Source organism: Micromonospora echinospora (assembly GCF_900091495.1).
In the GTDB taxonomy this organism is placed as follows: Bacteria; Actinomycetota; Actinomycetes; order Mycobacteriales; family Micromonosporaceae; genus Micromonospora; species Micromonospora echinospora.
In genome coordinates, this window is the sequence record NZ_LT607413.1 from 5,345,713 (window position 1) to 5,370,099 (window position 24,387).

Sequence of the window (24,387 nt, forward strand, 5' to 3'; positions counted from 1 at the left end):
GAAGCATGTCGTACCCGACCCCGCGCCGGTGGCTGGCGTCCGCCGTCACCGTGCTGGTCACCGCCGCGCTGGCGGTGGCGGTGCAGCCGTCGCCGGCCACGGCCGCCGGCCCGTCGGTGGGCCTGCCGGGCATCCCGTCGGTGCCGGTGACCCAGGAGGCGATGTCCGCCCGCCCCACCGACCCGGCGACCAGCCAGGCCCTGCACGGCAACCAGCCGGCCGGCAGCGGAGCGCCGGACGGCGGCGGTACCCCGACCGCCACGCCCCTGTCGCCGTCGGCGACGTGGGCCGTCGCGGCGCAGTCCGGTGACTTCCAGTGGTCGTACCCGCTGCGGGTGCCGCCCGTGCCGGGCGACCTGACCCCGGACCTGTCCCTGTCCTACCAGTCGTCCACCGTGGATGGCCGGACCAGCGCCGCCAACAACCAGCCCTCCTGGGTGGGGGACGGCTGGCACCTGAACCCCGGCTTCGTGGAACGTTCCTACGGCGCCTGCGCGGACGACAAGGCGGGCGGCACCACCCCGCCGACCACCGGCGACCTCTGCTGGCGCAGCGACAACGCCACCGCCGCGTACGGCGGCGGGGGCGGCCTGCTCGTCTGCTGCGACTCCGACGACCGGTGGCGGACCGTCAGCGACGACGGCTCCCGCATCGAGCGGCTCGACGGCGCCGGTAACGGTGACGACGACGGCGAGTACTGGAAGATCACCACCGTGGACGGGCTCCAGTACTTCTTCGGCTCCCGTCCGGAGGCGAAATCCACCTGGACGGCGCCGGTCTTCGGCGACGACGCGGGCGAGCCCTGCCACGGCGCGAGCTTCGCCGCCTCGCGCTGCCCCCAGGCGTGGCGGTGGAACCTCGACAAGGTCGTCGACCGCAACGGCAACATGATGCTGTTCAGCTACCAGACCGAGACCAACGCCTACGGGGTCAACCTCACCGACACCGCCGTCTCCTACGTGCGCGGCGGCTGGCTGGAGCGCATCGAGTACGGGCTGCACGCCACGGCGGCGGGCACGCCGGCCGCGCAGGTGGTGTTCGCCGTGGCCGACCGGTGCGTGCCGGGCAGCACCTGCGTGGTCGAACGCCCCGAGAACTGGCCGGACACCCCGCTCAACCAGCGGTGCGTCGCCGCCACCTGCCCGGGCAAACACTCCCCGACGTTCTGGTCGACCAAGCGGCTGGCCAGCGTCACCACCCAGGTACGGCGGGACGGCGTCCTGGCCGACGTCGACCGGTGGACCCTCGAACAGGCGTACCCGAAACCCGGCGACGGGGAGCCGTCGGCGGCCCTCTGGCTGCGCTCCGTCACCCACACCGGTCTGGTCGGCGGCTCGGCGGCCCTGCCGCCGGTGACCTTCGAGGGCGCCGCGCTACCGAACCGGGTCCACCAGGCCGACCACCTGTCGCCGCTGCTGCGCTACCGGCTCACCGGGATCGTCGCCGAGTCCGGCGGGCTCATCTCGGTCAACTACGCCGACCCGGACTGCGTGCCGGGCACCTCCATGCCCACCGAGGCCCACCGCAACACCCACCGCTGCTTCCCGGTGACGTGGAGCCGGCCGGGCCACGCCGAGCGGACCGACTGGTTCCACAAGTACGTGGTGGAGACCGTCACCGTCGGCGACCGGATCAGCAGCAGCACCGACCAGGTGTTCACCTACGAGTACCTCGACGGCGCGGCCTGGCACCAGGACACCTCCGAGTTCACGCCGCCCGACAGGCGGACCTGGAACGAGTTCCGGGGCTTCGCCCGGGTCCGGGTCCGCACCGGCGCGAGCAACGATCCGGCCGGCCCGGTCAGCCTCTCCGAGCAGCGGTTCTACCGGGGTATGCACGGGGACCCACAGCCCGGCGGCGGCACCCGGTCGGTGACCGTCACCGACTCGGAGCGCACCGACCACACCGACCACGACTGGTTGCGGGGCCTGGAGCGGGAGACGATCACGTACCTCGGCGACAGCGCGACGGTGGCGGCCAAGACCCTCACCGACCCCGTCTGGCAGGGCCCGACCGCCTCCCGGAGGGCCTTCCACGCCTACCTCGTCCGGCCCGGCACCGAACGCACCTTCACCACGCTGGAGAACGGCCGGCGGGAGACGAAGGTGGTCACCGGCTACGACGACCGGGGCCTGGCCACGACGGTCGACGACCTCGGTGACGTCGACACCGCCACCGACGACCTGTGCACCCGGGTCACCTACGCGCGCAACCCGACGCGGTGGCTGCTGTCGCTGCCGTCGCGGACGCAGACGCTCTCGGTGCGCTGCGCGGCGACGCCGTCGCTGCCCACCCACACCGTCACCGACCGGTACACGTCCTACGACGGGCAGGCCCGGGGAGCCGCCCCGACGGCGGGCAACCCGACCCGGCTGGAGACACTGGACCGGTTCGACGACGACCAGCCGGTCTACGTGACCGAGTCCACCGCCGGCTACGACGCCCACGGCCGTGCCACCGAGACCGCCGACGCGCTCGGTCGGCGGACCCGCACCGCGTACACGCCGACGACCGGCGGGCCGACCACGGCGACGGTGGCGACCGATCCGATGGGGTTCACCACGACCACCGCCCTGGACCCGGCCGCCGGGCAGCCGGTCACCGTCACCGACGTCAACGGCCGGCGCACCGACACCGCGTACGACCCGCTGGGCCGGGTCGTCGCGGTCTGGACCCCGGACCGACCGCGCGGGCCGGGCGTCGAGGCCAGCCACCGGTTCTCCTACCTGGTCCGACGGGACGCGCCGACCGTGGTGACCAGCACCCGGATCGGCCCGAACGGCACCTACGTCAGCCACAAGGAGACCTACGACGGGCAGCTGCGGCTCCGGCAGACGCAGGAGCCCGCGGTCGGCGGCGGTCGACTGCTGACCGACACCCGGTACGACTCGCAGGGGCGGGCGTACAAGGTCACGTCCGCGTACTTCAACGACGCGCCGATCGACGACAATCTGTGGCGGGCGTCGGATGTCGAGGTTCCCGGGCTCACCGAGGCCAGGTTCGACGGTGCCGGCCGGGCGGTCGAGGCGATCTTCAAGAGCGGCGCGGTGGCGACGTGGCGCACCACCACCCGCTACGGCGGCGACCGGACCCACGTCACGCCGCGCGCCGGTGGCACCGCGACCACCACCGTCACCGACGCCCGGGGTCGCACCGTCGCCCTGCACCAGTACCGGGGCGGCACCACCGACGGACCGTCCGACGTCACCCGGTACGCGTACGACCCGGCCGGGCGGCTCACCACGATCACCGACCCCGCCGGCAACAGCTGGAGCTACCGGTACGACCAGCGGGGCCGGCAGATCCGGACCGACCACCCCGACCGGGGTGAGACCCGCATGACGTACGACGCCGCCGGGCAGCTCCGCACCGTCACCGACGCCCGTGGCCGGACCATCAGCTACGCCTACGACGACCGGGGCCGGCCGCTACGGGTCCGCACCGGCGACGACGGGCCGCTGCTCGCCGCCTGGACCTACGACACCGTGCCGGACGGCTTCGGCGGGGTGGTGAAGGGCCAGCCGGCCAGCTCGACCAGCTACGACGCCGACGGCAACGCGTACACCAGCGCCGTGCTCGCCTACACCGCGCGGTACCAGCACCGGAAGACCGCGATCACCATCCCGGCCGCACAGGGGGTGCTCGCCGGCACGTACACCTCGTACGTGTCGTACCACCCCGACGGCAGCCTCGCCGGGGTGAGCCATCCCGGCGTGGGTGGCCTCTTCGAGGAGGAGGTCCTGCACACCTACGACGACAGCGGCCGGCCGCTGACCACGTACGGCGGGCCGGACGGGCAGACCGTCACCTACGCGGCCGGCACGCAGTACACCCGCTACGGCGAGATGCAGCGCCTGCAACTGGGCACCGGCAGCAAGCGGGTCTGGCTGTCGCGCTACTTCGACGCGCACACCCGGCGGCTGGACCGCACCATCGTCGACGCCGAGCTGCCCCGACCCATGCAGTCGGACGTCCACTACCGCTATGACGACATGGGCAACGTCACCTCCGTCGCGGACACCCCGCTGGAGCAGCCGGCCGACGTGCAGTGCTTCCGCTACGACCACCTGCGCCGGCTCACCGAGGCGTGGACGCCGGGTGGGGACTGCGCCGCCGACCCGACGGCGGCCGGACTGGCCGGGCCGGCGCCGTACTGGCAGTCGTTCCGCTACGACCTGGTGGGCAACCGGCTCGGCAAGACCGCGCACACCGCCGCCGGCGACGTCACCACCGGCTACACGTACCCGGCCCCGGGCGGCGACCGGCCACACGCGCCGACCGCCGTCACCGGCGCCGGCGCGCAGACGTACGCGTACGACGCCGCCGGCAACACCACCGTGCGGGGCGACCAGCGGCTCACCTGGGACGCGCTCGGTCGGCTGGCCGAGGCCACCGAGAACGACCGGACCACCAGTTTCGTCTACGACGCGACCGGCCAGCGCCTCATCCGCCGCGATCCCACCGCCACCACCCTCTACCTGGGCGATCAGGAGGTACGGCTCGACCACGCCACCGGCGCGCTGACCGGGACCCGGCACTACACCCACGGCGGCACGACGGTCGCCGTACGGACCACGGCCGGTCTGCACTGGCTCGCCGGCGATCAGCAGGGCACCGCCCAGGTGTCGATCGACGCGACCCGGCTGACGGTGACGAAGCGCCGCTTCGACCCGTTCGGTAACCCGCGCGGCACCCGGCCGGCCTGGCCGGACGAGCGGGGCTTCGTCGGCGGCACGATCGACGACAGCACCGACCTGACCCATCTCGGCGCCCGGGAGTACGACCCCGAGCACGGCCGGTTCATCTCGGTCGACCCGGTCCTGGGCAACGAGCCGCAGCTGATGAACGGCTACGGCTACAGCAACAACAATCCCGTCACGTTCAGCGATCCGACCGGCCTCTACTGCGACAGCTGTGACTTCTACGCACACACCAAGGGCGAGTACAGCGCGTGGACGCCCGAGCCCAAGCGGAGGTCGTTCTGTGACAGCTGCGAGTTCCACTCCCGCCGGGACGGCACCCGGAGCCCCTGGAACCGGCCCCGGATCGATCCCCGGCACCGGCCGACCGTGTTCGCCGAGAGCGACCGGATCAACAAGCTCAGGGCGCAGGACCGGACGGCGGGCCGGATCACCGACGAGGTCGACAAGCTGCTGGGCGACCTGAAGGATGCCGGGATCGGCGCCGACGTGGACGACGAGCAGATCCGCGCGGCGGCGGACCAGGTCGCCGCGAATCCCGAGTGGTCCGCGTCCATCTGCCTGGAGTTCAGCGGTGCGGTCGTCTACGGCTTCGTCACCGAGGGGTGCGTGAACTTCGACTCGGTGGGGATCACGTTCAGCCAGTCGGAGAAGTGGGGGTGGGTCGTCGGGGCGGAGGTGCACGCCACCGCGGTCTTCCGGCTGAACCACTCGAGCGCCGCGGGCGTGGCCAGCTCGAGCGGCGGGAAGGTGATCAGTGTCGCCAACGAGGGTGGGCTCGGCCCGTACGGGGGTCTGGAGCACGAGCAGAAGTTCCCGGTGCCGAACGACAACGCCGGCTCGATGGCCCTGAAGCTCGGGGTGGGCGCCGGCGCCTCGGTCGGCTCGCTGATGACCGTCACGTACGCCGAGAACTCCGGGTACCGCGTCCGGTGGGACGAGCCCCCGCGGTAGCCGCAGGACCCGGGATCGGGGGGTTCCGCACGTCGTCGTCCGACGTGCGGGACCCCTGGTCGGCGTCGGGGCGCGTCGCGCCGGGGGTGGCCTGGCGGGGGAGAGGGATCCGACGCTCGGCCCGGAAGTGGGAGGGCGGCACGGCGTAGCGGGCGAGGAACGCCTGCCGCAACGACTCGGTGGAACCGAAGCCGCAGCGCCGCGCCACCGCCGACAGGGGCAGCGTGGTCGAGGTGAGCAGATGCGCGGCGGCCTCGGTGCGGACCTGACGCACGTACTGCGCGGGCGTCGCGTCCAGGTACGTGAGGAACAGCCGCGACAGGTGCCGCTCGCTGACTCCGGAGAGGCGGGCCAGGGCGGCGGCGCCGAGATCGTCGGCCAGGTGACCGGCGATGTGGTTGGTGAGGCGGCGCACGACGAGGTCGTCGGACGAACACCGGGTCAGGAACATGCTCATCTGCGCCTGGGTGCCGGGACGTTGCAGGTACGCGACCATGCCCAGCGCGACTCCCCGCGCCAGGGCCATGCCGTGATCCTCCTCGATGAAGGAGAGGGTCAGGTCGAGGGCGCTGGTCACGCCACCCGAGGTCGCGACGTCCCCGTCGCGGATGTAGATCGGCTCCGGGTCGACGAGGACGTCGGGATAGCTGCTGGCGAGTTGCTCGGCGTACATCCAGTGGCTGGTCGCCCGGCGGTTGGCCAGCAGACCGGCCTCGGCGAGCACCGTCGCCCCGGTGCAGACCGACGCGACCCGGCGAGCCAGTGCGGCCAGGCGTCGCACGTGCCCGACCAGGAGCGGATTCGCCGCCGCCAGCTCGTGACCCAGTCCACCGGAGACGAGGACGGTGTCGACCGGGGCATGCCACCGCTCCAGGCTCTCCTGCCCGTGCAGTCGCAGTCCGGAGTCGCAGGTGATGCTGTGCCCGCCCGGCGTGGCCAGCACGGACCGGTACGGCGGCTTCGCGCCGATGCGGTTGGCGAAGTCCAGGCTGGAACTGACGCAGGCGATGTCGATGAGTTCCGCACCGTCGTACCCGACGACGAGGACCACCCGCTCCCGCATCTCCTCACCGTACGCGACCCAGCCGCCCCTGTCGGACACCGATTCCCTGATCCCGGTCGGGTTGACCCCGCCCCAGGGGCGAGGTCCAGACTCGCGTCATGGAACCATGGCTGACCAGCGGCGACTTCCTGCGACGGTCACGACTCAGTGCCAAGGCGTTGCGGCTCTACGACGAGCGGGGGCTCCTGAAACCGGCCCGGACCGACAGCCACACCGGTTACCGGTACTACGGGGAGGCGGAACTCGACCGGGCCCGCCGGATCTTCCTGCTGCGCGGGATCGGGATGCCGTTGGCGGACGTCGCCGACGTGCTCGACCTGCCCGGTCCGCAGGCGGCCGAGCGGGTGCGGTCGTACTGGGACGCGGCCCGGACCGCGCACGCCGCCCGCGGCTCCCTCGTCGACCACCTGGTCGCGCTGCTGCGGACCGAGGGCGGCGTGGAGACCCCCCACGAGGTGCGGCAACGTGACGTCGACCCGCAGAAGGTGCTCTTCGTCCAGCGGCACGTCACCGTCGATCGCCTTCCGGACGTCCTGTCCCACACCACCCGGACGCTCTTCGACCACCTGATCCGGCACGGCGAGGAGCTGGCCGGGCCGGTGTTCGCGGCCTATCACGGCCTGGTGAGCGAGGACTCCGACGGCCCGGTGGAGGTGTGCGCGCCGATCCGGGGCACCGGCTCGCCGGACGGACCCGTCGGGGTCCGCATCGAGCCGGCGCACCGGGCGGCATGGGTGCCCCTCACCAGGGCGCAGGCGACCTACCCGGCGATCCTCCAGGCGTACGACACGATCGGTGCGTGGCTCCGAGAACACGGCCACCGGGCATCCGCCTCGGTGCGGGAGATCTACTACCCCAACTGGGCCACCGCCGCGCCGGACGAACACTGCGTCGACGTCGCCTTCCCCTACGAGCCCGCACCGGCGTGACGGTGTCCGGACGCGCTCCCGGTGCGCCGCCCTGGTCGGAGCGCCCGGCGGGTTCGTCGAGGAGCCGGAGCGCCGGGCCCGACCGGCACGGGCGGCCGGGGACCGACACCCCGACCGCCCGCGCGCTCACTCCGCGCCCAGCGCCTCCACCACCGGCCGGGACAACGCCCGCCGGGCCGGCAGCACCGACGCGGCCAGCGCGGCCAGCGCCGCGACGGCGAGGATGCCGCCGAGCTGCCCCCACGGCAGCACCAGGGTGAAGTCGCCGGCCAGTTCGGCGAGGAAGGCCATCGCCCCCGCGCTCACCCCGATGCCCAGGGCCACCCCGAGCACCGCGCCGACCAGGGCGGTGAGCACCGCCTCGGCGGCGAGCATGGCGCGCATCCGGCCCCGGGTCAGCCCGACGGCCCGCAGCACCGCGTTCTCCCGGGTCCGCTCCACCACCGACAGGCTCAGCGTGTTGGCCACCCCGACCAGGGCGATCACCACCGCCAGGCCGAGCAGGGCCACCACGAAGGCGAGCAGCATGTCCACCGTGCCGGTGAGCATCCGCTTGTACGCCGCCTGGTCCATCAGGTTCACCGTCGGGTACCGGGCCAGCACCGACTCGACCGCGGCCCGCGCGGCGGACGCGTCGACCCCCTCGGCCGGGTCGACCTCGGCCAGGTAGCCCCGGGCGGCGGGGAAGAGGCGGGTGAGATCAGCGGAGGTCACCTCGACCACGTGCCCGGCCGGCACCGGACCGTTGCCCTCGACGGACTCATCGGCGGTGACCACGGCGGCCACCTCGAACGACCGGCCACGCAAGGTGACCCGGTCGCCGGCCGACCAGTCCCGTTCCCGGGCCAGCTCGCGGTGCACCAGCACCCGGCCCGGTCCCAGCCGGTCGACCTGCCCGGAGTCCACCCCGGTCAGGGTCCGGCCGACCAGCGCCGGGTGGGCGGCCCGGAACTCGACGTCGTCGGCCACCTCGCTGCGCCGCTCGTGCACCACTCCCAACTCGGGGCGGCCGGTCAACTCGTCGACCAGCCCGGCGGGCAGCTCCCCACCGATCCCGGTGACCAGGAAGTCCACCCCGACCTGGGCGTCCACGCTGCGTTCGATGGCCGTCTTGGTGCTCTGCGCGCCGACCACGAACGACGTCACCAGACCGATGCCGATGACCAGGGCGGTCGCGGTGGCGGCGACCCGCCGGGGGTTGCGGACCGCGTTGGCCACCGCCAGCGCGGTGGTGGTGCCGAAGACCCGGCGGGCGGGCGCGCCGATCACCCGGACCAGCGCCGGCACCAGCACCGGGCCGAACAGGACGATACCCAGGAAGCTCAGCACCCCGCCGAGGGCCACCAGCAGGATCTGGCCGACCGAGGCGGCCCCGGCCAGCGCCGCCACCCCGGCGGCGAGGACCACCGCGCCGACCGCCAGGCGTACCCGGCCGGCGGGACGGGTGACCTGCACGGCGGCGTCGGTCAGCGCGGCCACCGGAGCGACCCGGGTGCCCTGCCAGGCCGGTACGCAGGCCGCGCCGACGGTGAGCACGGTGCCGGCGAGCAGGCAGCCCAGCACCGTCGCCGGGGTCACGGTGAGGGTGCCGGACAGGGGCGTGTCCAGCGCGGCCATCAGCGCGGTCATCCCCGCCGCCAGACCGGCGCCGGCCAGCACCCCGAGCGCCGAGGCGACCAGTCCGACCAGCGCCGACTCCAGCAGGGTCGCCCGGAACACCTGACCCCGGGTGGCGCCGACCAGGCGCAGCAGCGCGGTGCGGCGGGCGCGCTGGGCGAGCACGATGGTGAAGGTGTTGGCGATGACGAACGCGGCCACCACCACCGCCACTCCGGCGAAGGTCAGCAGCACCAGGTTGAACTGACGCAGGTCGCGGACGGCGTCGGCGACGGCGGCGTCGAGGATCTGGGTACGGGTGCGCACCGTGGTGCCGGAGCCGGCCACCTCGGCGAGCCGGTCCGCCAGCACGGTGTCGGCGACGCCCGGCTCGGCCGCCACCATGATCCGGCCGTACCCGCCGAGGTCGGTGACGGCGAGCGCGTCGGCGCCGACCAGGCCGATGAACGGCCCGCCGACGTCCCGCGCCGTGTTGGCCACGTCGACCGTGCCGACCAGCGTGTACGCACGCGCGGCTCCACTGGCGCCACCGACGCGCACCGGCGTGCCGAGGCGGAACCCCTCGTCGGTGACGGTCTCCTCGTCGAGCACCACCTCGCCGGGGCGCGCCGGGAGCCGACCGGCCACCACGTCGTACGACTGGAGGGCCGGGTCGGTGGGGACGGCGGCGAGGAAACCGAAGCCGAGCACCGGTCGGCCGTCGGCGCCGACCACCCCGGCGGTGCCGGTCAGTTCCCCCTCGGCCGCGCGCACGCCGTCGACGGCGCGCACCTTCTCGACCAGGGCGGCCGGGATCGGGTCCTGCTCGGCGTAGACGCCGACGTCGGTGTGCCGGTCGAAGGTGCCGGCCCGCTCGTACGTGCCGGCGCGCATACCGTCGATGAAGATCAACGTGCCGGCGATGAAGGCCACGCCGAGCACCACGGCCAGGGCGGAGAGCAGCATCCGCAGCGCCTCGGCGCGCAGCGAGCGCAGGGTCAGGCGGAACACCTCACCACCCCCGCGCGTCGCCGACGCCGGCCGGAGCGGTGGCCGGGTCGAGGTGGGCCAGCGCGTCGAGGACCCGCTCGGCGGTCGGCGCGGTCAGCTCCCGCACCAGCCGGCCGTCGGCGAGGAAGACCACCCGGTCGGCGTGGGCGGCGGCGACCGGGTCGTGGGTCACCATCACCACCGTCTGGCCGAGGGTGTCCACCGCCTCGCGCAGCAGCCGCAGCACCTCCGCGCCGGCCCGGGAGTCCAGGTTGCCGGTGGGCTCGTCGGCGAAGATCACCCACGGCTTGGTGACCAGCGCGCGGGCCACGGCGACCCGCTGCTGCTGTCCGCCGGAGAGTTCCGCCGGGCGGTGCCGCAGCCGTTCGGTCAGCCCGACCGCCGCGACCACCTGCCGCAGCCACGCCGGTTCGGGACGCCGGCCGGCGATGGCCAGCGGCAGCACGATGTTCTCCTCGGCGGTGAGCGCCGGCAGCAGGTTGAACTTCTGGAACACGAAGCCGACCCGGTCGCGGCGCAGCAGGGTGAGCCGGCGGTCGTCCAGGCGGTCCAGGTCGGCGTCGCCGATCCGCACCGACCCGGCGGTGGGCCGGTCCAGGCCGGCCAGGCAGTGCATCAGCGTCGACTTGCCGGAGCCGGACGGCCCCATGATCGCGGTGAACCGGCCGGCGGCGAAGTCGACGTCGACGGCGTCGAGGGCGACGACGGCGGCCTGGCCGGTGCCGTAGCGCTTGGTCAGCCCTCGGGCGGTGACGGCGACCCCGGCGGAGGCGTGGACGGGTGGTGCGACGGACACGTGGTGCTCCCCGTACGGATGGAAGGTCTCTCGGACGTCTCCGACGCTATGGCCGGCACCCGCCCGTCGAGATCAACCCGCACGCTCGACTCCGGTACGCCCCGGGTCGTCCCCGCCCGGCGGGGCCGTACGACCCAGGTCGTACGCCGGGTCATCCGCCGGGGGTGACCAGACCGCTCTCGTACGCCAGCACCACCGCCTGCACCCGGTCGCGGAGCTGGAGCTTGGCCAGGATCCGGCCGACATGGGTCTTCACCGTCGCCTCGGCCACGTGCACCCGGGCGGCGATCTCCGCGTTGGACAGGCCCTGCGCCACCAGCAGCAGGATCTCCCGTTCCCGCTCGGTGAGCTGGGCCAGCCGGGGATCCTCGGTGGGGCCGGCGCCGAGCTGCCCGGCGAACCGGTCGAGCAGCCGCCGCGTGATCGACGGGGCGACCACCGAGTCGCCCTGGGCCACCACCCGGATCGCGGCGAGCAGCTCCTCCGGCGGGACGTTCTTGAGCAGGAAGCCGCTGGCCCCGGCGCGCAGCGCGGCGAACGCGTCGGCCTCGGTGTCGAAGGTCGTCAGCACCAGCACCCGGGGCGACCCGGCCGGGCGGTCGGCGCAGAGCCGCCGGGTGGCCTCCACCCCGTCCATGGTCGGCATCCGGACGTCCATCACCACCACGTCCGCCTCGACCCGGGACAGCACCCGCAGCGCGTCCGCGCCGTCGATCGCCTCGCCGACCACCTCCAGGTCGGGCTGGGAGTCCAGCACCATCCGGAACCCGGCGCGGACCAGCGCCTGGTCGTCCACGATCACCACCCGGACCGTCATCGGTTCTTCTTTCGTGGATACCCTCGCCCTCAGGCGGGGGAGGAAACGGAACACCTGCGGAGCAGGGCAGGAATAGCCAATTCGACGTCAAGGCGGATAGGCGTCCCCCCCACCCCAACCGGAAGTCTCACTGATTATTGTGCTAGTTTGTGAGGTATGTCCAGGGCTGTGAAGCGGGCGTTCAAGTACCGCTTCTACCCGACTGATTCGCAGGCCGCTGAGCTTGCCCGCACGTTCGGGTGTGTCCGAAAGGTCTACAACCTCGCGTTGGTCGCCCGCACCGAAGCGTGGACGCTGCGCCAGGAACGAATCAACTACCACACCACCTTGGCACTGCTGACCGCCTGGAAGAAGACCGACGAACTGGCATTCCTCAATGAGGTGTCGTCGGTGCCGTTGCAGCAGGCGCTGCGGCATCTGCAGGTCGCGTTCACCAACTTCTTCGCCAGACGTGCCCGGTATCCCAGCTTCAAGAGCAGGAAGAAGTCGCGCCGGTCGGCGGAGTACACCACCAGCGCGTTCCGCTGGCGAGGTGGCCGGCTCACCCTGGCGAAGATGACCGAGCCGTTGGACATCGTGTGGTCGCGGCCGCTTCCCGAGGGTGCGTCGCCGTCCACGGTCACCGTGTCGCAGGATCCGGCCGGACGCTGGTTTGTGTCGCTGCTCTGCGACGACGTGATCGAGCAGGTTCCGGCTTCGGGCATGGTGGGTGTTGACGCGGGGATCGACAGCCTGCTGACTCTCTCCACCGGAGAGAAGATCGTCAACCCGAAGTATGAGCGCCGGGACCGGGCGCGGTTGGCTCGCGCTCAGCGCGCCGTGGCGAAGAAGGAGAAAGGGTCGGCGAACCGGGCCAAGGCCCGACACACGGTCGCCCGCGTGTACGCCCGGATCACCGACCGGCGCAGGGATCACCTGCACAAGCTGACCACTCGACTCGTTCGTGAGAACCAAGCGATCGTGATCGAGGACCTGGCCGTGCGTAACATGGTCAAGAACCACCGCTTGGCCCGCGCTGTCAGCGACGCGGCGTGGCGGCAGTTCCGCACCCTGCTCGAGTACAAGGCGGACTGGTATGGCCGCGACCTCGTGGTGGTGGACCGCTGGTTTCCGTCGTCCAAGCTGTGCTCGGCGTGTGGTGCGCTCGCGCAGCGGATGCCGCTGAACGTCCGGTCGTGGACCTGCCGATGCGGGCAGACCCATGACCGGGATGTCAACGCGGCCCGCAACATTCTCGCGGAGGGGCTCTCCGTGATTGCCTGTGGAGGCGGTGTAAGACCTCAACGAGAGTCCTCTCGGACGGGGCGGTCGTCTGCGAAGCAGGAAAACCCACGGGCGACCAAGGGAATCCTCGCCCTTTAGGGCGGGGAGGATGTCAAACCGTCGTCACCTCCGTCGCGGGGGTCGACGGTAGCGGCAGTCGCGCCCGCACCTGCCACCCCCCGGCCAGCCGGGGCCCGGCGGCGAGGCTGCCGTCGTACACCGACACCCGTTCGCGCATGCCGACCAGGCCGTGCCCACCGGACGGCGTCGGGGTGACCGCCGGACGTCCCCGGCCGTCGTCGACCACGTCGAGCACGACGGCGTCCGCGCCGTGCGCGAGGGTGACCTCCACGGTGGCGCCGACCCCGGCGTGCTTGAGCGCGTTGGTCAGCGCCTCCTGCACCAGCCGGTACACGGTCAGTTCCAGGGCCTGCGGCAGCGTCCCCGACGTGCCGGTGGCCGCGAACCGCACCCGCAACCCGGCGGCGCGGAACCGGTCCAGCAGGGCCGGCAGCTCGGCCACCGACGGCCGTCGGCGCGCCGGCTCGTCGGCCAGCACCTCGGGACCCGGACCGCCGGCCGTCCCCGCCCGGTCGCTGCCGCCGACCCGCCCGCCGGGTCCGGCGCCGCCCGTGCGGCCGGCCCCGGTGGCGGCCCCGGCACCCGGCCCGACAGCGGCCGCCGGCCCGGCCTCGACACCGGCCTCCGGCCCGGCCGGGCCGGGCTCGCGCAGCACGCCCACCAGGCGGCGCATGTCCTCCAGCGCCTGCCGGCCGGTGTCCGCCACGATCCGGACCGCGTTACGGGCGGTCTCCGGACTCTGGTCGATCATGAATCGGGCCCCGTCCGCTTGGACGATCATGACCGCCATGCTGTGCGCCACCACGTCGTGCAGCTCGCGGGCGATCCGGGTGCGTTCCTCGGCCACCGCCGCCCGCGCCTCGGCCTCCCGTTCCCGCTCCAGGGTCGCCGCCCGCTCCTCCAGGCTCAGCACGTACAGCCGCCGGGTGCGCACGTTCAGCGCCACCAGCCACACCGCCCCGGTGACCAGCCCGTAGTAGATGGCCGGGAAGTACCAGGCGACCTGCGACGGGCTCTGCACGGCGGCGAGGACCACCCCGACCGCGGCGACGATTCCGGCGACGATCCCGTCGCGCAGCCGGTCGGCGTACTTGACCACGCTGTACAGGGCGACCAGCACCGCCACGTCGTACGGCATCGGCCCCCAGCCGTACACGACCTGGCTGAACGCCAGCACCGCCACCACGGCGGTGACCGCCACGGGCCGGACCCGACGCCACACCAGGACCACCGCCATGGCCAGGCCGACGACGCCAGCCCCCCAGCCGCCCGCCGTGGGCGCGGCGGCGACCGCGAGGAGCGCCACCACGCCCGCGACGGCCACGTCGAAGACGACGCTGCGCACCGGCTGCCCCAGGATCCTCCGTGTCATCGTCGTCCAGCGTACGAGTCGCCCCGGTCCCCGGACGGCGGGCGGGCGCATCCCGTGACCCCGGTCCCCCCGCGGTCGGGTGCGGGTGTCCCCGTACCCGTCTACCGCGCCCGGTCGTGGGTGTGTTGGATCAGTACGACGCAGGCCAGCACCACCAGCGCCGCCGCGACCGAGGCCGCGGTGACGGTCTCGCCGAGCAGCAGCACCGACCAGAGCAGGGTGAGCACCGGCTGCGCGAGCTGGACCTGGCCGACCTGCGCGACCCCGCCCCGGGCCAGGCCCGCGTACCAGGCGAAGAAGCCCAGGAACATGGAGATCGCGGTCAGGTAACCGAACGCCGACCAGGCGGCGGCGTCGGCGGACGGAGGGCTGGTCACGGCGGCGACGACCGTGACGGGCACGGTGACCGGCAGCGAGAGCAGCAACGCCCAGCAGATCGTCCGGGCGCCGCCCAGTTCCCGGGCGAGCGCGCCGCCCTCGGCGTACCCGAGGCCGCAGAGCACGACCGCCGCGAGCAGGAACAGGTCGGCCGGGGACAGCGCACCGTGGACCGCGCCGCTGGCGCCGAGGAAGGCGAGGACCGCCAGCAGCCCACCGGCGCTCGCGACCCAGAACAGCGGCGGTGGACGCTCACCGGCCCGGGACACCGCGAACACGGCGGTCATGGCGGGCAGCACGGTGATGACGACCGCGCCGTGCGCGGCGGTCTGGGTGACGAGCGCCAACGAGGTGAAGAGCGGGAAGCCGACCACCACGCCGAGGGCGACGACCGACAACCGCCGCCACTGCCCGCGGGTCGGTCGGGGCGCGCCGGTGAACCGCAGGTACGCCCAGGCCAGCAGCGCCGCGGCGGCGGACCGGCCGAAGGCGACGAACCACGGGTCGAGGTGCTGCACGGCGACGCGGGTGGCCGGTAGCGACATGCTGAAGGCGAGCACGCCCAGCGTGCCGAGGAGGAGGCCGACCAGCCGGTCCGGTGTTACCGTGGTGGCGAGCGTAGCGCTACTCTGGTGCTTCATGAATCACAGTAGCGCTGCCGACCGCGTTGTCCAAGATCTGCGTGGGCTCGCGGCTGCTGCGGCTCCGGGCGCCCGCCTGCCGTCGGTGCGCCAGTTGACCGCCCGACACCAGGCGTCGCCGGTGACCGTCGCTGAGGCGATCCGGCAGCTGGTCGCGGAGGGGCTGATCGAGGCGCGGTCCGGCCGGGGCACCTTCGTGGCCACCCCGCCGGACGAGCGGCGCGTCCCCGACCTGTCCTGGCAGACCGTGACGCTCGGCCCTCGCCGGCCCGGCGAGGAGCACATGCAGGCGTTACTGGCGTTACCGCCGGCGGGGGCGATCCCGCTGTCCGGCGGCTACCTGGACGCGGACCTGCAACCTGCCGCCGCGCTCGGCGCCGCGCTCACCCGCGCCGCCCGGCAGCCCGCCTCCTGGCAGCGCGGACCGGCCGAGGGGCGTGCGGACCTGCGCGCCTGGTTCGCCCGCGAGACCGGGACCGGGTTGCGCGCCGACGACATGGTGATCTGCCCGGGAGGGCAGGCCGCGCTGTCGACGGCGCTGCGCGCCCTCGCCGCGCCCGGCGACACCCTGCTCGTCGAGTCGCCGACCTACCTGGGCGCGCTGGCCGCCGCTCAGGCGGCCGGACTGCGGGTGGTGCCCGTGCCCGCCGACGCCGACGGCGTACGACCGGACCACCTCGTCGCGGCCCTCGCCCGGACCGGCGCCCGGCTCTTCTACTGCCAGCCGCTCCACGCCAACCCGCACGGCGCGACGCTGGCGGGTCACCGTCGCGCCCGGGTCGCCGAGGCCCTACGCGACGCCGGGGCGTTCCTGATCGAGGACGACTACGCCCGGGACCTCACCATCGACGGGGAGCCACCACCCCCACTGGCCGCCGACGACCCCGACGGACACGTCGTCTACCTGCGCTCACTGACCAAGTCGGCGGCTCCCGGGCTGCGCGTCGCCGCGATCGGGGCGCGCGGCCCGGCCGGTGCCCGGCTGCGTGCGGCCCGACTGCTCGACGACTTCTTCGTCGCCGGTCCGCTGCAACAGGCCACACTGGAACTCGTCACCGCCCCGGCCTGGGCACGTCACCGCCGTGCCCTGCGGACCGCGTTACGGGCCCGCCGCGAGGCGCTCCTGGCCGCGCTCCGCCGGCACCTCCCGGACGTCGTCGTGCCGTCGGCCCCGCGTGGTGGCCTGCACCTCTGGGTCCGCCTGCCCGAAGGGACCGACGACGTCGCGCTCGCCACCGCCGCAGCCGCCGAAGGTGTCGTCGTCTTCCCTGGTCGCCCCTGGTACGCCGCCGAACCCCCGGCCCCGCACCTGCGTCTCACCTACGCCGCCGCCCCACCCGACCTCATGGACGAGGCCGTCCGTCGCCTCGCCCGTGCCCTCGACGGAGGAACGGCACGCTAGCCGGCGTCGGTCGCCGCGCGACGATCGACGCTGTCCGGCTGGGCGTTCAGGGCGGAAAAAGGAGTGCCGCCCGGCGCGGACGGCTCACTAGCATCGGCCCGTGGACGACAGACGGTGGCGTGACCCGGTGTGGCTGGCCGAGGTGGGGGAGTGGATCGACGATCGGCTCGGGGAACTGGGCGTGTCGCGGAGGGGCCCCGCCGCCCAGCCGCACGTCTACCCGTGGTCGACCGTGCTGCGCTTACCGACGGATCAGGGCGACGTCTGGTTCAAGGCCAACAGCGAGTCGCTGCGGCACGAGGCCGCCCTCGTGCAGCGGATCGCCGCCCGCCGTCCCGACGTGGTGCCGCCGCTGCTGGCGGCCGACACCGCGACCGGGTGGATGCTGATGCCGGACGCGGGGGAGACCCTGCGGGTGGTGACGCAGCGCGAGCAGAGCCTGGACCGGTGGCACGCCGTCCTGCCGCTCTACGCCGGCGTCCAGTTGGACCTCGCGGACGAGGTCGACGACCTGCTCGCGCTCGGGGTGCCCGACCTGCGCCTGGCCACCCTGCCCAAGGCGTACGCGAGGCTGCTCGACGAGGTCGGCGCGGACCGGCGCTTCCACGACGCGGTGCCGATGGTGGCCGACCTGTGCGACGAACTCGCCGGGTACGGGTTGCCGGAGCTGCTCCAGCACGACGATCTGCACGACGCCCAGGTCTTCGTGCGCGACGGCCGCCACCTGGTGATGGACTGGGGCGACGCCTGTGTGTCGCACCCCTTCTTCAGCCTTTCCGTCACGCTGGAGGGTGGGGTGGCGTGGGGCCTGGAGGACATCCAGGACTCGGTCGACATCGCGCCGTTCCGGGACGCCTACCTCCGGCCGTACGCCGAGCGCTTCGCCGGTGACCTGGTGGCCGCGGTCCGGGTGGCGCTCCGCCTCGGTTGGGTCTGCCGTGCCGTCAACGGGCACGTCCCCGGGGACGACCGGCAGACCCTGGTCCGACTGCGGATGTTCCTCGACGGGCGGCCGTAGGCCGGGCCGGTCGCTGTCCGGCGGGGACGACGCCCCCGCCGGACAGCGGACCCTGCCGTTATCCGGCGTAGGTCTCGAACTCGGCGATGCGCGGGGCGCCGGACGAGCTGTTGATCTTGAAGGTGATCTTGGTCAGCGAGGTCGGGGAGAAGGTGATCGTCCCCGCACCGCTGCCGGAGGCCAGGACAGCGCCGGTGTCGTGGTTGACGAGCTGCCAGGAGCCGATGCTGCCCTGGGTGCCGGAGGGTTCCCGGATGACGACCCGGGCGACCCGGGTGGCGGAACCCCACTTGATCGAGATGGAGCCGGTCGCGCCGGCCGGCGACCAGTAGGTGCTCAGGCTGCCGTCCCGCACGTTGCCGTAGCTGGTCCCGTCGGCCTTGCTGGAGCCGTCGGAGCCGGCGCCGATACTGAGGTTGGTCCCGCTGGTCGGTCCGGGCGTGGGGCTGGTCGGGCCCGGGGTGGGGCTGGTCGGGCCGGGCGTCGGGCTGGTCGGTCCGGGCGTCGGGGTCTGCGGCGTGCAGTTGCCGTCCGACACCCGAAGGCCCTTGTTGGCGCCGGCCGTCTGCCGCACGACGTCCGGCACGCAGTTGGCCCCGTCGAGCCGGTAGGAGTACGGGATGCTGACGGTGGTGTTGGACTGCGGGTTGGGGCCGGCCGGGTAGTTGTCGGTGCCGGGGCTGGACCAGGTCACGTTGTCGAAGGTGTTGCCGCTGACCTGCCAGTAGCCGCGCTCGCTGGTGTAGAAGGTGCCCAGCACGTCCTTCGAGTTCTTGAAGTAGTTGTTGTCCACCTTGGCGCGCGCCCCGGCCCGGGAGTTGATGCCGGACTCGTAGAGGTTCACGTAGTGGTTGTTGTAGATGTGGGCGATGCCGCCGCGTAGCAGGGGCGTACGGGAGTCGATGTTCTCGTACAGGTTGTGGTGGTACGTGATGAAGCCGTTCGAGCGGTCGCTCTCACTGGAGCCGACCAGGCCGCCCCGGCCGGAGTTGCGCAGGATGCTGTAGGACAGGGTCACGTACTGGACGTTGTCCTTCATGTCGAAGAGGCCGTCGAAGCCCTCGTCCTCGCCGCCCGAGGCCTCCAGCGTGACGTGGTCGACCCAGACGTTGCGGACGGTGCTCTCCATGCCGATGGCGTCGCCGCCGTTGGACGTGGGCGAACCGGACTTCTTCACGTTCCGGATGGTCACGTTCTGGATCACGATGTTGCTGGAGTCGCGGATGTGGATACCCAGCTGGTCGAAGATCGCGCCGCTGCCGACGCCGATGATCGTGACGTTGCTGATCTGCTTGAGCTCGATCACGCCGTCGGCGGTGTTGCAGCTGTCGCCCGACACCTTGCTGGTGTTGCCGTGGTTGATGGTCCCCTCGACCTGGATGATGATCGGGGTGCTGCTGCTGGGCCGGGTGCACAGGGCCGTGTGGATCGCGGTGCCCGTGGTGGCCCGTACCGTCTGGCCGCCCGTGCCGCCGGTGGTCCCACCGTTCTGGGTCGCGAACCCGGTGGCGCTGCCGGTCGCCGCCGATGCCTGGGGGATCGGTAGGGCCACGCAGATCGCGGCCCCGACGGCCGTGGTGGCCAATGCCGCGGAAAGTCGCAGTGCGACTGGTCGTCTCATCTCGCCTCGCCTTTGTCGTGGTGGTGGTGCGTGCAGGTGCCGCAGGTGTCGCAGATGTCGCGCTCGGCACGCGGATGGGACGATCCGTGTGCATCGGAAAGCGCTTTCCTTGTGAGCGAGAATAAAGAGGTGATTGTTGATATGGCAAGAGGACGGCTGGAACCGGCACCACCTGCGCGATAGGAACGCGTCCCGCGCCACGGGTGCGGTAGGCACGCATCCCGCGCCACCTTGCGGCGCAGGAGCGGGGCCGCGCGGGCGGTGGTTGACCCCGACGCGACGTCATGGTTTCCGATGGCCGGGTGAACCGCACGTCGTCGGCGTATCTCGCCTCGTATGTCCTGTCGTTGCTCGGCAACTCCATCGCCGCCGTCGCCCTGCCGCTGATCGTCCTGGAGAGCACCGGAAGTGCCCTGGCCGCCGGGACCGTCGCGGTGGCCTCCGCGCTGCCCGCGGCGCTCGCCGGCCTGGTCATGGGCGTGGTGGTCGACCGGATCAACCGGCGGACGGCGTCGGTGCTCACCGACCTGGTCTCCGCGCTGTCGGTCGCCGCGCTGCCGGTGCTGGACTCGACGGTGGGACTGGCCCTGGGGTGGTTCGTCCTGTTCGCCGTCGTCGGGTCGTTCGGCGACGTGCCCGGCCTCACCGCGCGGGAGGCGATGCTCCCGGCGGTCACCCAGGCCGGCGGGATGAGCGTCGAACGGCTGCTGGGCCTCCGGGAGGCCCTCGGCGCGGTGGTCCTGCTGGTCGGCCCCGCGGTGGCCGGCGCGATGATCGCGATCATTGACGGGCCGGCGGTCCTATGGGTCACCGCGGCGACGTCCGCGGCGGCCGCCCTCGTCACGGCGACCATTCCGCGCGAGATCGGCGCGACCGCCGCCCCCACCCGAGGGACCGGCCGGGTGCGCCTGCGGGACGGATGGCACACGCTGGCCCGGTCACCCTTCCTCCTGGCAACCACCGCCGTCAGCGCGGTCCTGGTGCTGGTGCTGAGCGGCTTCCAGGCCCTGGTGCTGCCGGTCCACTTCACCGTGATCGCCCGACCGGAGCTGCTCGGGTTCGTGCTCAGCGCGCTCGCTCTCGGCCTCCTGGCCGGCGGGGGACTGTACGCCGCAGTCGGAAGCCACGGCCGTCGGAGGACCTGGTTCCTCGCGGGTGTCGCCCTCACTGTCGCCGGGGCCGCCGCGATGGCGTCTCTCGCCACCCCGTGGGTCGTCCTCGCCGCCGTGGCCGTGGTCGGTCTCGGCAACGGTCTCTGCGGCAGCCTGCTGGGCGTGCTCATGGTCGAGCGGATCCCGGAGGGCATGCAGGGTCGCGTCCTGGGCACCCAGAACGCGATCCTCACCCTCGCGCCCGCCCTGGGCATCGGCGCTGCCGCGATCCTCACCGAGACGGCCGGGGCGGGCACGGCCGCGACCGCCCTCGCCGCCGTGTGGATCACCACCGGTGTCGTCGCGCTGTGGGCGAGGCCCCTGCGCGACCTGGAACGACCGAACTCCGGCGAGGAGGTCGTCGAGGGGCACCTGGTGGGCGCGGGCCAGGGGGAGCTCAGCGGCAGCCAGCCGCGTAGTCTGGAAGCGGAGGAAGCCGCACCGTGAGCAGCAGTGAGATCGCGCGATTGGCCGGAGTCAGCGTCCGCACCCTGCGGCACTACCACCGGGTCGGCGTGCTCCCCGAGCCCAGGAGGCGCGCGAACGGCTACCGCGAGTACACCGTCCACGACCTGATCCTGCTGCTGCGCATCCGCCGCCTGACCGATCTCGGCCTGTCGCTCGACGAGATCCCGCCGCTGCTCGCCTCCCCCGACCGCGCCGGCTCCGTCCTCGACCAATTGGACGGTGAGCTGGCCGCGCAGATCGAGCGGCTCACCGCCCGCCGGGAGGCCATCGCCCGGCTCCGCGCGGCGGGAGCGAGCCCGGACACACCACCGGAACTGGCCGCTCTCGTCGCGATCACGAGCGCCCAGCCGGGCGTGACACCGGCCGCCGCCCAGCAGGACCGGGAGCTGATGACGCTCGTGCACCACACCCTCGACGAGGACGGCAGGCGGGCCCTGACGGAGTTCGCCACGGCGCTCGTCCACCCCGACCTGCTACCGGCGGCCACCTCCCTGGCGAACCGGTTCGGCGCGCTCGACGCCGAGACGCCGCAGGCCGAGGTCGACCAGCTCTTCGCGGACTACCAGCGCACGTTCGGGCACCTGGAGGACAGCCGCTTCGCCTCCTCCGAGGCGTCCCGGCTCGGTGCGCTCTTCGCGGACTACCAGAACCCCGGCTTCAACGACACCCAGCGCGCCTTCGTCGCGCGCTTCACCCATGGACCGGCCGACACCGCGTGACCCCGCCGGCCGGCAGTGCCGCGCCGCCGTGTTCGTGTGGTCGTGGTCCGTGCCGGTCAGCGGGTCGCGGCCCCGGGCAGGGGCTCCAGCCGTTCACGGCCGGGGGTGAGCCGGAAGCGGCGCGGCCCGTCGACGCCGTCGACCTGCCAGCCCGCGTCGCGTGCCGCCCGGACCAGCTCCGCGACCAGTTGCGGGGTGACCGGGGTCAGGGAGAACACCTCGGCCACCCGGCCCGGGGGCGCGGTGACGATCGGGCCGAAGTTCAGCCACGGATCGTCGAAGGCCACCCGGACCTCCAACGGGGCGCCCCGCCGGGTCACGGTGTGCCAGACCCGGACGACGACGTGGCCGGGGTCGAGATGACGGACGACCCATCGGTAGTCGACACCGTCGACGTGGATCCTCCGCTGGCGGGTCCTGGCCATGGTGCGAGGGGAGGCAGTCGCGCCGTCGGCGCGGTAGCGGAATTCCCGCCGGACCACCGGGGCCGGGACACAGCCGTGGTGGCCCGGCCGGCACCGGGAACCGGAGGGCCACCACGGGCGGTACGTGGAACTAGGGTCAGGCAGCCAGGTGCTTCTGGAGGTCGTCGAGGATCGCGTTGGCGGCGCCGACGCCGATGCCGGTCATCCAGACCTCGTCGGAGACCACGTACGTCTTGCCGGCCTTGACGGCCGACAGGCCCTTCCAGAGCGTACCGCCGGTGATCTTGGTCTGCTCGGTGGTGCCCTTCTGGCCGTACGCGGTCACGAAGATGACGTCACCGTCGACCTCGCTGACCCGCTCGGGGCTCACCCGGTCCATCCGCTTGTCCTCCTTGCCGGCGAGCAGCTGCCGCTCGGGCCGGCCCAGGCCGGTGTCGCCGATGACGATGCCGGAGAACGAGTCGGGTCCGTACACCCGGATCTCGGTCGGCATGAACCGGACGATGGAGATCCGGCGGGTGGCGGCGTCACCGAGGTCGGCGCCGAACTTCTCGGCCCGCGCCTCGTACTGCGCGAGCAGATCCTTGGCCTGCTGCTCCTTGCCGAGCGCCGCGCCGTCGAAGAGGAAGTTCTCCTTCCAGGTGATGCCGACCATCTCGGTGAAGACCGTCGGCGCGATGGCGCTCAGCTCGTCGTAGAACTTCTCCTGGCGGAACTTGCTGCCGAGGATGAGGTCGGGCTTGAGCGCGGTGATCGCCTCCAGGTCGGGCTCGGTGAGGACACCGACCTCCTTGATGCCGGCGAGCTTCTCCTCGCCGAAGTAGGTCGGCCAACTCCTCGCCTCACCGGCGGTGGCCGCGCCGACCGGTGTGACACCGAGTGTCAACGCGGTGTCGATCTTGTCTGTGTCGAGGACGACGACCCGCTTGGGTTCGACCGGGACCTTGGTGGTGCCCATGACGTGGGTGATCTCCCGGGTCTGGCCGCCGGCGGTGTCGGCGACCGGGTCGCTCTCACCACAGGCGGTGAGTCCGACGCCGAGGGCGGCGGCCGCGGCGAGAGCGGCGACGAGACGACGCATCAGGTTCCTTCCGAGGGGTACGAGCCGGCGAGAGCCTCCTCGCCGGCGACGGGTACGGCGCCGGACGATCCGGCGGCCGAGGTGCCGGCACCGACGGCCAGCGTGGGAGTGGTCAGGGCGGGCACCACCAGCGGAGCGCCGGTCACCGGACAGGGCACGACCACACAGTCGAGCCCGAACACGTCGCGGACCAGGTCGGCGGTGAGGATCTCCCGTGGTGGTCCGGCCGCCACCACGGCACCGGACCGCATCGCGATCAGATGATCGGCGTAGCGGGCGGCCTGGTTGAGGTCGTGCAGCACGGCGACGACGGTGCGGCCACGCTCGACGCGCAGCCGGTGCAGCAGGTCCAGGACCTCCACCTGGTGAGCCAGGTCGAGGAAGGTGGTCGGCTCGTCCAGCAGCAGCGCCTCGGTGTCCTGGGCGAGGGTCATCGCGATCCATGCCCGTTGCCGCTGGCCGCCGGAGAGGGAGTCCACCGGCCGGGTCGCGAGGTCGGCGACGTTGGCCAACGCCATCGCCCGGTCCACCGCGGCGGCGTCCTGCTCCGACCACTGCCGCCACCAGCGCTGGTACGGCTGCCGTCCGCGACCGACCAGGTCGGCCACGGTGACACCCTCCGGCACCAGCGGGCTCTGCGGCAGCACACCGAGTCGGCGGGCCACCTCTCTCGTGGGCAGCTCCCGGATGGCCGCGCCGTCCAGCAGCACGGTGCCCCGCCGTGGCGTGAGCAGCCGGGCCATCGTCCGCAGCAGGGTCGACTTGCCGCAGGCGTTCGGCCCGACGACGACCGTGAAGGCGTTGGCGGGCAGGTCCAGGTCCAGCCCGTCCAGCACGGTCCGCTCGTCGTAGCCGGCGACCAGGTCGCGGGTGGAGAGCATCACGCCTCCTCGTGGGGATC

At 73.0% G+C, this 24,387-nt stretch carries 17 protein-coding genes; 7 read left to right on the top strand and 10 right to left on the bottom strand.

The window, feature by feature from the left end; all coding sequences use genetic code 11:
• Positions 1-5: 5 nt before the first annotated feature.
• Positions 6-5,654 (top strand): RHS repeat domain-containing protein, encoded by a 5,649-nt coding sequence (locus GA0070618_RS23805; protein ID WP_088983609.1) that lies wholly within the window; start codon positions 6-8, stop codon positions 5,652-5,654.
• On the opposite strand, the gene GA0070618_RS23810 is transcribed toward GA0070618_RS23805, so the two are convergent.
• Positions 5,599-6,756: a GlxA family transcriptional regulator gene (locus tag GA0070618_RS23810; RefSeq protein ID WP_231931428.1), complete on the bottom strand. Its 1,158-nt coding sequence runs from the start codon at positions 6,754-6,756 to the stop codon at positions 5,599-5,601. The genes GA0070618_RS23805 and GA0070618_RS23810 overlap by 56 nt on opposite strands.
• Before the next feature lie 59 nt (positions 6,757-6,815).
• Between GA0070618_RS23810 and GA0070618_RS23815 the strand changes: the two genes are divergently transcribed.
• Positions 6,816-7,646 (top strand): MerR family transcriptional regulator, encoded by an 831-nt coding sequence (locus tag GA0070618_RS23815; protein ID WP_088983610.1) that lies wholly within the window; start codon positions 6,816-6,818, stop codon positions 7,644-7,646.
• A gap of 126 nt (positions 7,647-7,772) precedes the next feature.
• Here GA0070618_RS23815 and GA0070618_RS23820 read toward each other — a convergent pair whose 3' ends face one another.
• From GA0070618_RS23820 to GA0070618_RS23830, 3 genes are all read right to left on the bottom strand, one after another.
• Positions 7,773-10,253, bottom strand: coding sequence for an ABC transporter permease (locus GA0070618_RS23820; RefSeq protein WP_088983611.1), 2,481 nt, complete (start codon positions 10,251-10,253; stop codon positions 7,773-7,775).
• Between the two features lies 1 nt (position 10,254).
• Positions 10,255-10,992: an ABC transporter ATP-binding protein gene (locus GA0070618_RS23825; protein ID WP_414467610.1), complete on the bottom strand. Its 738-nt coding sequence runs from the start codon at positions 10,990-10,992 to the stop codon at positions 10,255-10,257.
• 208 nt (positions 10,993-11,200) lie between these two features.
• On the bottom strand, positions 11,201-11,866 hold the full coding sequence (locus GA0070618_RS23830; protein ID WP_088983613.1) for a response regulator: 666 nt from the start codon (positions 11,864-11,866) through the stop codon (positions 11,201-11,203).
• A 168-nt stretch (positions 11,867-12,034) separates the two neighbouring features.
• Here GA0070618_RS23830 and GA0070618_RS23835 point away from each other — a divergent pair, with 168 nt between their 5' ends.
• The gene (locus tag GA0070618_RS23835) at positions 12,035-13,228 is read left to right on the top strand and encodes an RNA-guided endonuclease InsQ/TnpB family protein (RefSeq protein ID WP_197701617.1); all 1,194 of its coding nucleotides are present in this window, start codon (positions 12,035-12,037) and stop codon (positions 13,226-13,228) included.
• A 13-nt stretch (positions 13,229-13,241) separates the two neighbouring features.
• On the opposite strand, the gene GA0070618_RS23840 is transcribed toward GA0070618_RS23835, so the two are convergent.
• Together GA0070618_RS23840 and GA0070618_RS23845 are read right to left on the bottom strand one after the other, a co-directional pair.
• Positions 13,242-14,582 (bottom strand): sensor histidine kinase, encoded by a 1,341-nt coding sequence (locus GA0070618_RS23840; RefSeq protein ID WP_088983615.1) that lies wholly within the window; start codon positions 14,580-14,582, stop codon positions 13,242-13,244.
• 101 nt (positions 14,583-14,683) lie between these two features.
• Positions 14,684-15,601 (bottom strand): DMT family transporter, encoded by a 918-nt coding sequence (locus GA0070618_RS23845; protein WP_088983616.1) that lies wholly within the window; start codon positions 15,599-15,601, stop codon positions 14,684-14,686.
• Between GA0070618_RS23845 and GA0070618_RS23850 the strand changes: the two genes are divergently transcribed.
• Positions 15,600-17,003 carry an aminotransferase-like domain-containing protein gene (locus GA0070618_RS23850; RefSeq protein WP_088983617.1) on the top strand — a complete coding sequence of 468 codons (1,404 nt, stop codon included), beginning with the start codon at positions 15,600-15,602 and terminating at the stop codon, positions 17,001-17,003. The genes GA0070618_RS23845 and GA0070618_RS23850 overlap by 2 nt on opposite strands.
• Positions 17,004-17,103: 100 nt before the next feature.
• Positions 17,104-18,021 (top strand): aminoglycoside phosphotransferase family protein, encoded by a 918-nt coding sequence (locus tag GA0070618_RS23855; RefSeq protein WP_143740367.1) that lies wholly within the window; start codon positions 17,104-17,106, stop codon positions 18,019-18,021.
• Between the two features lie 58 nt (positions 18,022-18,079).
• On the opposite strand, the gene GA0070618_RS23860 is transcribed toward GA0070618_RS23855, so the two are convergent.
• Positions 18,080-19,642 (bottom strand): pectate lyase family protein, encoded by a 1,563-nt coding sequence (locus GA0070618_RS23860; protein ID WP_088983619.1) that lies wholly within the window; start codon positions 19,640-19,642, stop codon positions 18,080-18,082.
• Positions 19,643-19,944: 302 nt separating this feature from the next.
• On the opposite strand from GA0070618_RS23860, the gene GA0070618_RS23865 reads away from it, so the two are divergent.
• Together GA0070618_RS23865 and GA0070618_RS23870 are read left to right on the top strand one after the other, a co-directional pair.
• Complete coding sequence (locus GA0070618_RS23865) at positions 19,945-21,240, top strand: MFS transporter (protein WP_088983620.1); 1,296 nt, start codon at positions 19,945-19,947, stop codon at positions 21,238-21,240.
• Positions 21,237-21,980, top strand: coding sequence for a MerR family transcriptional regulator (locus GA0070618_RS23870; RefSeq protein WP_088983621.1), 744 nt, complete (start codon positions 21,237-21,239; stop codon positions 21,978-21,980). The genes GA0070618_RS23865 and GA0070618_RS23870 overlap by 4 nt, the downstream gene beginning before the upstream one ends.
• Positions 21,981-22,036: 56 nt before the next feature.
• Here GA0070618_RS23870 and GA0070618_RS23875 read toward each other — a convergent pair whose 3' ends face one another.
• The 3 genes from GA0070618_RS23875 to GA0070618_RS23885 form a co-directional block, all read right to left on the bottom strand.
• The gene (locus GA0070618_RS23875; RefSeq protein ID WP_088983622.1) at positions 22,037-22,405 is read right to left on the bottom strand and encodes a hypothetical protein; all 369 of its coding nucleotides are present in this window, start codon (positions 22,403-22,405) and stop codon (positions 22,037-22,039) included.
• Positions 22,406-22,541: 136 nt separating this feature from the next.
• Positions 22,542-23,486: an ABC transporter substrate-binding protein gene (locus tag GA0070618_RS23880; protein ID WP_088983623.1), complete on the bottom strand. Its 945-nt coding sequence runs from the start codon at positions 23,484-23,486 to the stop codon at positions 22,542-22,544.
• A complete protein-coding gene (locus GA0070618_RS23885) occupies positions 23,486-24,367 on the bottom strand; it encodes an ABC transporter ATP-binding protein (protein ID WP_088983624.1) in 882 nt (293 codons plus the stop codon). The genes GA0070618_RS23880 and GA0070618_RS23885 overlap by 1 nt, the downstream gene beginning before the upstream one ends.
• Positions 24,368-24,387: the final 20 nt, after the last annotated feature.

Bases quoted from the DNA above. Each gene is read 5' to 3' on its own strand.
- GA0070618_RS23875 (WP_088983622.1), bottom strand. From the start codon at position 22,405: ATGGCCAGGACCCGCCAGCGGAGGATCCACGTCGACGGTGTCGACTAC.
- GA0070618_RS23815 (WP_088983610.1), top strand. From the start codon at position 6,816: ATGGAACCATGGCTGACCAGCGGCGACTTCCTGCGACGGTCACGACTC.
- GA0070618_RS23845 (WP_088983616.1), bottom strand. From the start codon at position 15,601: ATGAAGCACCAGAGTAGCGCTACGCTCGCCACCACGGTAACACCGGAC.
- GA0070618_RS23885 (WP_088983624.1), bottom strand. From the start codon at position 24,367: ATGCTCTCCACCCGCGACCTGGTCGCCGGCTACGACGAGCGGACCGTG.
- GA0070618_RS23840 (WP_088983615.1), bottom strand. From the start codon at position 14,582: ATGACACGGAGGATCCTGGGGCAGCCGGTGCGCAGCGTCGTCTTCGAC.
- GA0070618_RS23850 (WP_088983617.1), top strand. From the start codon at position 15,600: ATGAATCACAGTAGCGCTGCCGACCGCGTTGTCCAAGATCTGCGTGGG.
- GA0070618_RS23860 (WP_088983619.1), bottom strand. From the start codon at position 19,642: ATGAGACGACCAGTCGCACTGCGACTTTCCGCGGCATTGGCCACCACG.
- GA0070618_RS23880 (WP_088983623.1), bottom strand. From the start codon at position 23,486: ATGCGTCGTCTCGTCGCCGCTCTCGCCGCGGCCGCCGCCCTCGGCGTC.
- GA0070618_RS23805 (WP_088983609.1), top strand. From the start codon at position 6: ATGTCGTACCCGACCCCGCGCCGGTGGCTGGCGTCCGCCGTCACCGTG.
- GA0070618_RS23830 (WP_088983613.1), bottom strand. From the start codon at position 11,866: ATGACGGTCCGGGTGGTGATCGTGGACGACCAGGCGCTGGTCCGCGCC.